This window comes from Microcoleus sp. Pol17C6, from assembly GCF_036701145.1.
GTDB lineage: Bacteria > Cyanobacteriota > Cyanobacteriia > Cyanobacteriales > Microcoleaceae > Microcoleus.
In genome coordinates, this window is record NZ_JAUBQH010000026.1 from 22,555 (window position 1) to 35,504 (window position 12,950).

The window sequence follows — 12,950 nt, forward strand, 5'->3', positions numbered from 1 at the left end:
ACTCGCTTACCTTAATCGGACTCTGCTATTTTCTCAAGTCTTAGTTTAAACCCCTTGAACGGTTACATCCGTGGTGTTCTAGTCGATGAAATTCTGTAATCGCTTCGGAAGTTGAGTTAAACTTCCCCGTGGGGGGAAGTTGAGCTTAAACAGGGAAACTTTAATAACATTCCGCTTTCGTTTTTCTTTAACGCCTTAGTTTTACACTAGAAATCCTGCCTTCTCTCAGACTTGACGACGGCACACCATTCTTGAAATAACACCAAGCTCGATCGCCCTCCACTCCCGGCCTCACCAAAGTAAAAGCCTGACATTGTTCATCAAACGCACCGATTTGTTTGCAAAGATCCGGGTCGGGTTGGCTAATGTACATATTGCTATAATCAGCGCCGATTCTGTCAGTATTTAACTCAAAATTCCACTTTGTCAACAGCCACTAGCTGCGGCACAACAGTTTTAGCTTCTGCACAAATTTTATTCAAAGCAGAGGCTGCACTACTACGCACATTTGAATTGGAGTCTTTCAGCAAGACAATTAGCTGCGGCAGTACAGTTTTAGCTTCTGCACAAATTTTATTCAAAGCAGAGGCTGCACTACTACGCACCTTTGAATTGGAGTCTTTCAGCAAGACAATTAGCTGCGGCAGTGCAGTTTAAGCTTTTGCACGGATTTTATTCAAAGCAGAGGCTGTACTACTACGCACAGTTGCATCTGAGTCTTTCAGCAAGACAATTAGCTGCGGCAGTGCAGTTTTAGCTTCTGGACCGAAACTTCCCAAAGCATTGGCTGCACTACTACGCACAGTTGCATCTGAGTCTTGAAGCAGGGAAATTAGCTGTGGCACAGCAGTTTTAGCTTCTGCACCCATCCTTCCCAAAGCATAGTCTGCACGGCTACGCACCTTTGCATCGGAGTCTTTCAGCAACAGAATTAGCTGCGGCACAGCAATTTTAGCTTCTGCACCCATCCTTCCCAAAGCATTGGCTGCACGGCTACGCACAGTTGCATCGGAGTCTTTCAGCAACAGAATTAGGTGTGGCACAGCAGTTTTAGCTTCTGCACCCATCCTTCCCAAAGCATAGTCAGCACGGCTACGCACAGTTGCATCGGAGTCTTTCAGCAAGAGAATTAGCTGCGGCAGTGCAGTTTTAGCTTCTGCACCAACCGACACATCTGAGTCTTTCAAGATTTTGACAAAGGCAGGAATAGCAGGAAGAGCAATTTGTCTTAGAACCTCAGCAGCACTCTGGGGGACTGACAAATTCTTATCCTGCAAAGCTTCCATCCAATCAGGGATGGCTGGTTCACCTATTTTTCGTAACAGCTTAATAGCTGGATCAAGTGCGGTTTCATCGTTACTCTTTAACTTCTCGGTGAGGGAGGCAATCTGTTTGGGATTAGCTGTGGGTTCGTCCCCAATTCCAGCCGCAGCATTGCGAGTCAACAGCAAAGGGGAGGTGAAAGATAGAAACGAGAGGGCAATTACGGCAACTAATCTTTGTCGGTAGTGCTTCGTCATGGGCCAGAATCCTTGTATTTGATGAGCCGTCTCAGCCATTTGAATAATTGTGTATACATTCTCATCAAAATGTTTCAGGACTCCGGGCGATCTAAATTTGTGCTTGTCTGTGGTGAAATCGATCGCCCTAAATACTGCTTAAAAAGCGCCACTTTAAGAAGATTCTGGTTCTTTCCTGGAAAAACCCTTCTTTAGGTGTAACTCTTGCTGGGAATTTGAATATACGAATCCGGCATTTCATTCTGCTGGTGAATCGCAAAGAAACGGCGCTCAATTTCTTTGAGAACTGCTGCATCATAATAAATCATGGCACAATCAACACAAATCTCTACTGGCGTGTTAGGAACTAGCAAGTATTTACCTTGATGGCTGTAAAGGTAATTGATTCTACGTTCCTCATAGCGGTTGCTGCCTCCGGTATTGCATCGGATTTCTCGCATGGGTTTATCCTCATTATCCCGGATTTCGGATTCTCAATCGACCTAATTCCGCAGTGATAATAGCACCTGACTGGAGTTCTTGTCCGTGAAGTGCGATCGCCTGCAAGCAAACTTCTGCTTGCTGTCTCGCCGCTAGATTAACTAAACGGATAATCCCGCAGTGAGCTACGCCCCGGACTATTGCAAGTTCGCCAAAATCTTTGTCTAAGGTTACTAGAATACGACCCTCATTATATGCACGAGAAAGAAGCTCTTCGTCGCCCGGATCTTCTGGCAAATCTCCCGTCCATATTGCATCATGTCCCGCGATTTCCAGTTGTTGGCGGGAGCCGCCCCAAACACAAGTATCCAAAAGAATTTTCATTTGCCAGCTTCTGCCAAGAGAGGTTCGATACGCTCGTGACTAACCAGTCGGTGAGCATAAACTAGACAAGCCTGAATATCTTCTCTTTCTAGCCAGGGATAGCCTTCTAGAATCGTTTCAGGAGTGTCGCCTGCAGCTAACATTCCTAGAATATGCTCAACTGCAAGACGGCGACCCCGAATAATGGGTTTTCCGTTAAATATCTTGGGATTTACTGTGATTCGTTCTAAGAGTTTTTGAGCATCCATAATTTGAGGCATAATTAGATAATCACTATTTTATCATATTTGATGATTTCCGCACCCCTTACCCTCTCAACAAGCAATCCGGTTTTAGCAGCCAAAGGATTAACTCGTCGTTTTGGTGGTTTAATTGCTGTAAATAACGTATCTTTTACAGTTGAAAAACACGAAATTTTTGGATTAATCGGCCCTAACGGCGCGGGCAAAACCACTCTATTTAATCTAATGACTGGACTGATACCTGCTTCTAGCGGCAACCTGATTTATCAAAAGGAAAATATTTCCCAATTGAAGCCTTATCAAATTGCTAATAAAGGTATTGCCAGAACTTTTCAAAATATCCGGTTGTTTGGGGAACTTTCTGCCCTAGAAAATGTCGCGATCGCCCGACACATCCACAGTCGATCGGGCAATCCTGTTTTATCGGTGCTGGCGGGGATTTTCGGCTTGCCAGCATCTAACGCAATGGAACGCAAAACCCAGCGAAAAGCCTTAGAATTGTTGGATTTAGTCGGATTGGGCGATCGCGCGGGCGAACAAGCCAAAAACTTGGCCTACGGCGACCAGAGGCGCTTAGAAATTGCCCGCGCTTTAGCCTTAGAACCGCAAATACTCTTGTTAGATGAACCGGCAGCAGGGATGAATCCCAGTGAAAAGCACAAATTAAGCGAATTTATCCGAGAAGTGCGCCAACAATTCAATTTAACTGTAATATTGATCGAGCATCATGTACCGCTAGTTATGGGGTTGTGCGATCGAATTGCCGTCTTGCATTTCGGTCAGCTTATTGCTTTGGGAGAACCTGCTGTTGTGAGGAATGACCCAGCGGTAATTGAGGCTTATTTGGGAGATGAAACGTAGAAATTGTAAATGTTTCCCGGCTCAGGCGGGGAACGAGTAAAATTAATAGTTAGCCTTAAATGAATCTTTCAGCCCTCTTAAGAGGAATTAAGCTAGGAGCCAGGTTTCAACCCCTGGAGGAATGCTGAAAAAGAGACAGTTTGGTCATCAAAAATCAAGTCACAAAAAATGCAACATAGCCCACCCAAAACAACCCAAAACATCCTCTTAGAACTCAAAAATGTTTCTGTAAGTTATGGGGGAATTCAAGCCATACAAAATATTAATCTCACGATTAATGCAGGCGAGGTTGTCAGTCTCATCGGTGCCAACGGTGCGGGCAAAAGTACCACCCTGAGAGCGATTTCTAAAATAGTTAATTTGCGGCAAGGACAAATTATTTATAGCGGGCGCGATATTAGCCGCCGCCAAGCTCACGAAGTTGTGAAATTGGGAATCGCCCACAGTCCAGAAGGGCGGCGGGTTTTGGCGCAGCAAACGGTGTTGACTAACTTGGAATTGGGGGCCTATATTCGATCGGACTCGGCGGCAGTAAAAGCCGATTTAGAGCGCCAATTTGAGATATTTCCGCGCCTAGCAGAAAGGCGCCGCCAGCTAGCAGGAACCCTCAGCGGCGGGGAACAGCAAATGTTGGCGATCGCCCGCGCTCTGATGAGTCGCCCGAAGCTGCTATTATTAGACGAACCCAGTTTAGGCTTAGCACCCGCGATCGTCAAAGAAATTTTTGCAATTATTCAAAACCTCCGCTCCACAGGCGTTACAATCCTCTTAGTCGAACAAAATGCTAGTTTAGCACTGCAAATTGCCGATCGGGGTTACGTACTAGAAGCTGGTAATATTACCCTCACAGGTATAGGAGCGGATTTGCTAAACGACGAGCGAGTCAGGAGCGCATATTTAGGTTGACTTGGTTAATTTTTGGAATTTTGACCGCTTTCTTTGAAGCCGTCAAAGACGTTTTTGGCAAACAAAACCTCAAAAAAAGTGACGAATATGTCGTCGCTTGGTCTCTGTCATTTTTTTCAGTCATCTGTTTGATTCCCTGGGTATTTTATACAGGAATTCCGCCATTAAACTCTCAATTTTGGCTCGCCCTATTAATCGGAGGTAGCATCAACGCTGTCACAGCCCTCCTCTACATCAAAGCCATCAAAGTATCAGATTTATCCCTGACACTACCGATGGTAGCTTTGACACCTTTATTTATGTTGGTAACTTCACCGTTAATTGTCGGTGAATATCCCAAATTATTTGATTATATTGGCATTTTACTAATCGTAGCAGGCTCTTATTTATTAAATATCAAAGAGAAATCTAAAGGATATTTAGCCCCATTCAAAGCACTGCTGGATGAACCCGGGCCAAAATTGATGTTAATCGTCGCATTACTATGGAGTATTGCAGCAAATTTTGACAAAATAGGAGTTACAAATTCCTACCCTATTTTTTGGGTATTCTCTTTGTTTGGTACCATGAGTGTTTTGCTACTGCCAGTTTTATTGCACAAAACCCCAAATCCAGGGCGACAAATTCTCAAACAATTACCAATGCTAGCGGCTATGGGGTTTATCAATGCTATTGGAATAATTTTTCAAATGCAAGCTTTGACATTAACTTTCGTAGTGCGAGTGATCGCGATTAAGCGTACTAGCGTGTTAATGGGTGTATTGTTCGGTCATTTCATTTTTAAGGAAAAAGATATTCAAGAAAGATTATTAGGGGCCGGAATCATGATTGTGGGAGTTTTATTTATCAGTTTATAAGTTGAGATTTCCCGGACTTTGACGCTCATTCTCCCCCCGAATGTAAGGGCGGTGCCCCCGTACCCGCCCTCTCTCGGTTGGGCGGGGATGTCTGGGTGGGAAACAAGCCCTAGCCTCTATTGATGTATAGGTCATGTTATACTCAAGGCGATCGCACTTTATCTCACTATTTATTAAAATAAAAAAAATTAATGCACAAAATAGCAGCCACACCCGGAGGTTGGAACCCTCAAGCAGAAGGAGTAATTTTTATTCAGCAAACCCCAGCACCAATAGTATTTATTAGTGCTGCTGACACCGACATTCAAACTCTCGCAGCCGCCGCATCCAAAATGCCGGCAAAATTTCCCAAAGTGCGGGCAGTAAACCTGCTTCAGTTGCAGCAACAACTAACAATTGATACTTATGCCGAGGAAGTTTTAGAACGCGCCGAGGTTATAATCTTAAGACTGTTAGGAGGGCGTTCTTATTGGTCTTACGGGTTAGAAATTCTGCGGGAAACTGTGCAGAAAACTAACGCATCACTGATTGTAATGCCGGGAGAAGACAGCCCCGATCCCGATTTAATCAGCCATTCCAATGTATCGCTGTCAGCAGTCAATAAACTGTGGCGCTATTTCACAGAAGGCGGAGTCCAAAACTTTGTTAATGCACTAAAATTTGCCGCCGATACTTGCCTGAAGACTGCTTATAATCCGCCCCTACCTCAAACAGTTTCCCGCGTCGGAATTTATGATTGGAAAAAGCCAATTGACTCGTCCCCAACTTGCGGACACGGGGACATCACTTCTAAATCTAAAGTAGGAATTTTATTTTATCGTGCTCATTATTTATCAGGAAACTTAGCACCAATTGATGCACTGTGTCAAGCTCTAGCAGAGCGAAACTTAGTACCAGTTCCCGTATTTGTGTCTTCTCTTCGGGAACCGGATTTGCAAATAGAATTGCTGGAATATTTCCAGCCTAAAGAATCAGAATCCATTCAATTATTGCTCAACACCACAAGTTTTGCAGTCTCCGGTTTCAGCAGCCAAGAACCGGAACAAAACAGCTTAAAATCCTTAGACGTTCCCGTATTGCAAGCAATCTTCAGCGGTGGCGGTTTGGAACAGTGGGAAACTGAGTTACAAGGACTTTCGCCCCGCGATGTAGCGATGAATGTAGCATTGCCGGAAGTAGACGGAAAAATCATTACTAGGGCTGTTTCTTTTAAAGCGGTACAGACTTGGAACAGCGAATTAGAAACAGATGTAGTAGGCTATGTAGCAGCGGGCGATCGCATTTCATTTGTAGCAGATTTAACCGCGAATTGGGTGAAGATGAAACAAACCCCAGCCGCCAACAGACGCATCGCCATAATTCTAGCAAATTACCCCACTCGCAACGCCCGCTTAGCCAACGGTGTCGGCTTAGATACGCCCGCTAGCTGTGTCGAAATCCTCAAAGCTATGCAGCAAGCTGGCTATAAAATTGAAAACATCCCCGCTAGCGGCAACGAGTTAATTGAACTGTTAACTTCTGGTGTTACAAATGACCCCGAAGGACGCGAATTGCGACCTGTTCATCAATCTTTGGATTTGGTTGAATATGAAGAATATTTTGCTACTTTGCCGCAAGAAGTGCAAGATGGGATTTGTAAAAGATGGGGGCTTCCCGGAAGCTATGCACAAGATTTTATAAGTAACAATACGTCTTTCCCGATTCCGGGGATTCAGTTCGGTAATGTATTTGTAGGAATTCAACCATCGCGGGGATACGAACTTGACCCCGCGTTAAATTATCACGCACCGGATTTAGAACCAACTCACAATTATCTAGCTTACTATTATTGGCTGCGAGAAAAGTTGGGAATTGACGCTATAATTCATGCCGGAAAACACGGCAATTTAGAATGGCTTCCCGGTAAAAGTATAGCATTGTCTAACAAATGTTATCCAGAAGTAGCGTTAGGCGCGATGCCGAATTTTTATCCCTTCATTGTCAACGATCCGGGGGAAGGTTCCCAAGCAAAAAGACGATCGCAAGCTGTGATTATCGACCACCTGACACCGCCGATGACTCGCGCCGAACTCTACGGGCCTTTGCAGCAGTTGGAAACCTTAATTGATGAGTATTGCGAAGCCCAAAGTTTAGATCCGTCCAGATTGCCCATGATTCGCGATCGCATTCTCGCCCTCACCAACAAAGAAAACTTAGATAAAGACTTAGGAATACAACTAAATAAATCGGAATTTACAGAATTTATCACCCGCACAGACGGCTATCTTTGCGAACTCAAAGAATCCCAAATCCGGGACGGATTGCACATTTTCGGTCAGTGTCCCGAAGGTAGACAGTTGAGAGATTTGATAATTGCGATCGCCCGCCATCCCACCAACGGGCGATCGGGCTTAACCCGCGCCCTAGCAGAAGACTCAGGCTACGATTTCGACCCCTTAACCTGCGATCCAACCTCGATAATTCAGAACCGCACAGCAGGCGATTTAACAGCAGAACTCGAAGAAAAAGCCGCTGAATTAGTAGATAAATTAATCGAAAACATCCGCGTTAATCCGCGTTCATCTGCGGTTAAAAATATCCAACTAGGAGAAGCAACCCAACAAGAATTAGACTGGATAAGTAACTATCTTTTACCTTCACTCCTCCAAACCGATCAAGAAATTACCAACCTTTTGCGCGGACTAGATGGGCGGCACATACCAAGCGGCGCATCCGGCGCGCCCACTCGCGGCAGACCAGATGTATTGCCCACCGGTCGGAATTTTTACTCAGTAGATATCCGCGCCATTCCCACAGAAACGGCCTGGAGAGTTGGCAGAGTTGCTGCAGAAACTTTAATCGAAAGATACACCCAAGAAAATGGCGAATATCCTAAAACTTTGGGTTTGTCAGTGTGGGGAACATCCACCATGCGGACCGGGGGAGACGACATCGCCGAAGCCTTGGCGCTGATAGGAGTTCAACCAGTTTGGGATGGCCCTTCGCGCCGGGTTGTAGATTTTGAAATCTTGCCAGTTTCTGTTTTGGGGCGGCCGCGCGTTGATGTTACTTTGCGAATTTCTGGCTTTTTCCGCGATGCTTTTTTTAATTTAATTGATTTGTTTGACAGTGCGGTAAAAGCTGTGGCAGATTTAGACGAATCGGCAGAAAATAATCCTTTAGCAGCACAAGTTCAAGCAGAGATTCAGTATTGGGAATCTACAGGTCTGAGTCAGGAAGAGGCGCAAGGGCGATCGCAATTTCGAGTGTTTGGCTCAAAACCGGGTGCTTACGGCGCAGGACTTCAAGGCATAATTGAAGCTCAAAACTGGACAGACGACAGCGATTTAGCAAAAGCTTACATTAATTGGAGCAGTTACGCCTATACCTCCTCTAGTTCCTCAAATTTGCCGGGAGATGTAGCAGGAGTTAAACAGAGTGAATGGGGATGTTCTGCACCCGAAGCATTTGAAAAACGCCTCGGCCAAATGCAAATAGTTCTGCAAAACCAAGACAACCGCGAACACGACATCCTCGACTCCGACGATTATTATCAATTCCAAGGGGGAATGACGGCCGCAATCCGCAATTTGCAAGGCAAAAATCCTGAAACCTATTTCGGAGATAACTCGATTCCCGAAAATCCAAAAGTGCGACAACTGAGAGAAGAAATTGCGCGGGTTTATCGCAGCAGGGCTGTGAATCCCAAATGGATAGAAGGTGCGATGCGCCACGGTTACAAAGGTGCTTTTGAAATTGCAGCAACAGTTGATTTTTTGTTTGCTTACGATGCTACGGCAAATTGTGTAGAGGATTTTATGTATGAAGGAATCGCAGAGGCTTACATTTTTGATGAGAAAGTGCAGACATTTATTCAAGAAAACAATCCTTGGGCACTGCGAGATATGGCGGAAAGATTGCTAGAAGCCCGCCAGCGGGGGTTATGGCAGAGTGCGAAGCAGGATACATTGGATAAATTGAGGTCGATCGCCCTGCAAGCCGAAGCAGTCATCGAATCCCATACATAAATACGCAATTAACGTCACGATCGCGGCTGGAGACCAAAGGCAGTTTGCGGTAATATCTAGTAATATTTTGACCACGGTGAAAGCTGTATGATTCGCCGCTACATTGCTAGCCTCAGTACCAGCATCCTCAAACGTACCTGTGCCGCTGCCGCCGTGCTCGCGCTAACAGTCGGATCTTCCCCCCCCAAGCCGCCCAACACCGCAGCGGCATCGGGTTCGAGCCAATCCGCCGTCCTAGCGCAGTCCCCAACGTCTCTGTTAGCTAAAAACGCCAACCAAACCAAAAAATCCCTCAGCGTTTCTTCATGCCCCCAAAACGATGGCTTCACGGAGGCAGTTAACTTTGCCACCCAAGCTTCTAATTTGGCTCAATCAGCCAATTCAAAACAAGACTGGGACGAAGTAGCCGCCCTGTGGGTGCAGGCCGTAGCCTGGATGCAAGCGGTTCCCCCAGGCAGTCCCAGACGGGTGTTTGCGGAGAAAAAAGTAATCGAGTACATGAGAAACCTGGTTTATTCCCAACAGCAAGCGGGCGCAACCCGATCGCAAGCCAGTACAGTCAGCTTCAGCAGCGATTTGCTCAACGAACAACTAGAACTTTACCTATCCTACGTTGCTGCCGTCGGGCCGCCAGATGTTTTGATAGTCGGTAGTTCCCGGGCATTGCAGGGCGTCGATCCCAAACAGCTAAAACAATCTTTGGCCCAAAGGGGCCGTCCGGGCTTAAAAGTATTTAACTTTTCAGTCAACGGCGCAACTGCACAAGTAGTTGACTTTCAACTGCGGCGGCTTTTGAAGCCGGGTCATTTGCCTCAAATGATTGTCTGGGCGGATGGTGTGCGTGGATTTAACAGCGGCCGGGACGATCGCACTTTTAATTCGATCGTCGATTCTGAAGGCAGCCAACTTTTAGCAGCAGGCATTCGCCCCGAACTGGAGTTGGATGAACCCAACGAGATTCCGCTGTGTTACAGATTCCCGCAGCCCTGCGCTAACAACACTTTCCGCAAAGCATTGGCATCTGTCGATCGACCTTTCAGGGGCGGGCAAGATGCCCACCCTACAATCAAATTCCTGTCTAGTGGAACGGGCATCTTGCCCGTTGCTGACACCCACCCCCCAATCAAATTCCTGTCTAGTGGAACGGGCAAGATGCCCGTTGCTGAAAATGCTGCAAGATATGAGTTAAAACCGATCGCAGCGAATGCAGCAACCCAAAAAGCACAATTGATTCCAGTGTCGCGACGCACAACAGTAGCCATCAGACAACTCAACCAATTGGCAGATTCGATCGACTCCAACGGATTCATGGCTATGTCGGGCAGGTACAATCCCAACACTTATTATCGAGAACGCGCTTACGTTTCAGGCCAGTACGATCGCGACTACGAAAACTTCAACCTCGGAGGCAAACAAGCAACAGCCTTTAATTCAGTTGTAGCATTTACCAAAGCTCGAAAAATTCCCCTTATTTTCGTCAATTTGCCCCTCACAGACGACTACTTAGACGGGACTCGCCTGTGGGCAGAACAGCAGTTTCGGCAGCGAATGCAGCAACTCTCGCGGCAAAAAGGCTTCGCTTTCCGCGACTTGTCGCAGCGGTGGCCGGGCCGTAACGACTATTTTGTTGACCCCAGCCACCTCAACCGCTTTGGGGCGATCGCAGTTTCTCGCCTACTCGCGGCCGATTCCAGCATTATCTGGCCGCGGGCAAAATCCAGCCGCAGCGAGGGATAATACCATTTTCGATTTTCGATTTTCGATTAAAGAATTGGGAATGACAGATGATATCAAATCCGCCCTTCATCGGAATTATTCATCTCTCCTCCCTTCCTCTGTATCCTCTGCGTCCTCTGTGGTTTAATCATTCCGATATAACCGGAATTGATATGAGATAAGGGTTTGCAGCTTGCCCAAAATTGGATTACTTTTTGGAATTGCTATAAACCAGAGGCAGAGTCTCCGAGGGGAGATGCCCTGCGGCATCGGAATAATATTTTTCCGAGTACAGTGCGATCGTCCCGCTCGCGGCAATTCAGTCTAAAATCTAATCATCTAAAATCCAAAATCTAAAATCTAAAATCGATAGGTTGTGCAACTAAAACAAGTAATTATCGCCCACAAAGCCAGAGATACCCTCAGCCAGCGGTGGGCTGAACAGTGTTCCCGCCAATTAGAAAGTCGCGGGTGTCAGGTTTTAATGGGGCCCAGTGGCCCGAAAGATAACCCGTATCCGGTTTTTTTAGCTTCTAGTAACAGCCCAATTGATTTAGCGGTGGTGCTCGGCGGCGACGGTACGGCCTTAGCTGCCGCGCGGAATTTGGCGGCTGATGGCATCCCGATTTTGGCAGCGAATGTGGGGGGACATCTGGGGTTTTTAACCGAGTCTTTTGAGGATTTCCAAAATACTGAGGAGATTTGGGACAGACTTTCGGAAGATAGGTATGCTGTGCAGAAGCGGATGATGTTGCAGGCAACAGTTTTTGAGGGAAACAGAAGCAATCTCGAACCCCAAAGCGATCGATTTTTGGCACTAAATGAAATGTGTGTCAAACCTGCTTCAGCCGATCGAATGCCGAGCTGTATTCTAGAAATGGAAGTTGACGGCGAAGTAGTCGATCAGTATCAAGGCGACGGTTTAATTGTGGCAACTCCCACCGGTTCGACTTGCTACACCGCATCTGCCAACGGGCCGATTATGCACTCGGGAATGGAGGCGATCGCAGTTACTCCGATTTGCCCTTTGAGTTTATCTAGTCGGGCGATCGTCCTGCCGCCCGGTTCAGTCGTCAGCATTTGGCCTTTAGCAGATTATGAACTCAGTACAAAACTCTGGACAGATGGCATTTTGGGTACTGCAATTTGGCCAGGACAGCGCGTAGACGTGCGGAGGGCAGACTGCGAAGCCCAGTTTATCATTTTGCGGGAAAACTATTCTTATTTCAACACTTTGAGGGAAAAACTTCACTGGGCAGGAGCCCGAATTCGGTACAGCAACAATCACCGCAATTAATCCGAATCATCCACCATGAAACTGCATTAACCCCTAGGACACGTAAGCGTGAAAAAACCTGTTAAATCACCAACAATCTAGATACAAAAACCGCCATCAGCCAACCCATAATGTCTGTACTTTGTTAAGATCGCTCAATATCTTGACAAACAGCCTGATCTATGCAGATTTTCAAAAAATCAACCCGACCTTTCAACCCTCAAGATACATATCCCTGTCCCGTGTGCCGCACCGGTCAAATTTCCACCCTAGCGCTGATGGACGCCCTAGCTTGCAACTTCTGCCAGCACATTTATACCGCAAGTGTTGAAAGACAATCGCTCCAAATGGCCGATCGCCAACCACCCGTAACTTGGCACTGGAACGGCAAACAGTGGATAGGAGCCCACCTCGAAGGCGTAGAATTCGGATGGCCCTACTTTGCAGCGGCTATTGGTCTAATTTTCCTTCCCACTACCTTGCTGGGACTTTCAGCTTACTATTTTCCCCCGGTTCCCGGCAGCCGGTTGTCGTGGCTGCCCGTAGCTTGGACAGGCTTAGCTTTTTTGTCGCATTTAGGCATCGTGCTGTGGTTGGTAGGTGAATTTTATCAATTCCCGCTGGTTACTTACTTCAGAGCTTGGGGGCGCAGGATTAGCCGGCGCTAGCTTAAATGCTCTCTAACAGCCGATCGCCCCCCGGCGGCCCACCGACATCGATCCAGGTAAAATTAGAGGCGATCGCAAAATTCAATTCCCAAT

The 12,950-nt window shown here is 46.6% G+C and carries 13 protein-coding genes; 7 read left to right on the plus strand and 6 right to left on the minus strand.

Translation table 11 applies throughout. The annotated features are described in order from the left end of the window. Positions 1-187 precede the first annotated feature (187 nt). From QUA25_RS14820 to QUA25_RS14845, 6 genes are all read right to left on the minus strand, one after another. Positions 188-430: a PAN domain-containing protein gene (locus QUA25_RS14820; protein ID WP_333039055.1), complete on the minus strand. Its 243-nt coding sequence runs from the start codon at positions 428-430 to the stop codon at positions 188-190. Then, a complete protein-coding gene (locus QUA25_RS14825; RefSeq protein WP_333039141.1) occupies positions 411-647 on the minus strand; it encodes a HEAT repeat domain-containing protein in 237 nt (78 codons plus the stop codon). Before QUA25_RS14825 ends, QUA25_RS14820 begins: the two co-directional genes overlap by 20 nt. Positions 648-653: 6 nt before the next feature. Then, positions 654-1,520 carry a HEAT repeat domain-containing protein gene (locus QUA25_RS14830; protein WP_333039056.1) on the minus strand — a complete coding sequence of 289 codons (867 nt, stop codon included), beginning with the start codon at positions 1,518-1,520 and terminating at the stop codon, positions 654-656. Between the two features lie 191 nt (positions 1,521-1,711). Next, entirely contained in the window at positions 1,712-1,960 is a 249-nt protein-coding gene (locus QUA25_RS14835) for a type II toxin-antitoxin system MqsA family antitoxin (protein WP_333039057.1), read from the minus strand. 13 nt (positions 1,961-1,973) lie between these two features. Then, positions 1,974-2,324 carry a DUF5615 family PIN-like protein gene (locus tag QUA25_RS14840; protein ID WP_333039058.1) on the minus strand — a complete coding sequence of 117 codons (351 nt, stop codon included), beginning with the start codon at positions 2,322-2,324 and terminating at the stop codon, positions 1,974-1,976. Next, positions 2,321-2,584 carry a DUF433 domain-containing protein gene (locus QUA25_RS14845; protein WP_333039059.1) on the minus strand — a complete coding sequence of 88 codons (264 nt, stop codon included), beginning with the start codon at positions 2,582-2,584 and terminating at the stop codon, positions 2,321-2,323. Before QUA25_RS14845 ends, QUA25_RS14840 begins: the two co-directional genes overlap by 4 nt. A gap of 30 nt (positions 2,585-2,614) precedes the next feature. Here QUA25_RS14845 and QUA25_RS14850 point away from each other — a divergent pair, with 30 nt between their 5' ends. From QUA25_RS14850 to QUA25_RS14880, 7 genes are all read left to right on the plus strand, one after another. After that, positions 2,615-3,427 carry an ABC transporter ATP-binding protein gene (locus QUA25_RS14850; protein ID WP_333039060.1) on the plus strand — a complete coding sequence of 271 codons (813 nt, stop codon included), beginning with the start codon at positions 2,615-2,617 and terminating at the stop codon, positions 3,425-3,427. A gap of 168 nt (positions 3,428-3,595) precedes the next feature. Beyond that, entirely contained in the window at positions 3,596-4,333 is a 738-nt protein-coding gene (locus tag QUA25_RS14855; protein WP_333039061.1) for an ABC transporter ATP-binding protein, read from the plus strand. Next, positions 4,330-5,190, plus strand: coding sequence for an EamA family transporter (locus tag QUA25_RS14860; RefSeq protein WP_333039062.1), 861 nt, complete (start codon positions 4,330-4,332; stop codon positions 5,188-5,190). The genes QUA25_RS14855 and QUA25_RS14860 overlap by 4 nt, the downstream gene beginning before the upstream one ends. Positions 5,191-5,381: 191 nt before the next feature. Continuing rightward, positions 5,382-9,197 carry a cobaltochelatase subunit CobN gene (cobN, locus tag QUA25_RS14865; RefSeq protein ID WP_333039063.1) on the plus strand — a complete coding sequence of 1,272 codons (3,816 nt, stop codon included), beginning with the start codon at positions 5,382-5,384 and terminating at the stop codon, positions 9,195-9,197. Between the two features lie 87 nt (positions 9,198-9,284). Continuing rightward, positions 9,285-10,934 carry a hypothetical protein gene (locus tag QUA25_RS14870; protein ID WP_333039064.1) on the plus strand — a complete coding sequence of 550 codons (1,650 nt, stop codon included), beginning with the start codon at positions 9,285-9,287 and terminating at the stop codon, positions 10,932-10,934. A gap of 355 nt (positions 10,935-11,289) precedes the next feature. Continuing rightward, a complete protein-coding gene (locus QUA25_RS14875) occupies positions 11,290-12,210 on the plus strand; it encodes an NAD(+) kinase (protein WP_333039065.1) in 921 nt (306 codons plus the stop codon). A gap of 161 nt (positions 12,211-12,371) precedes the next feature. Next, on the plus strand, positions 12,372-12,857 hold the full coding sequence (locus QUA25_RS14880; protein WP_333039066.1) for a hypothetical protein: 486 nt from the start codon (positions 12,372-12,374) through the stop codon (positions 12,855-12,857). Positions 12,858-12,950 lie beyond the last annotated feature (93 nt).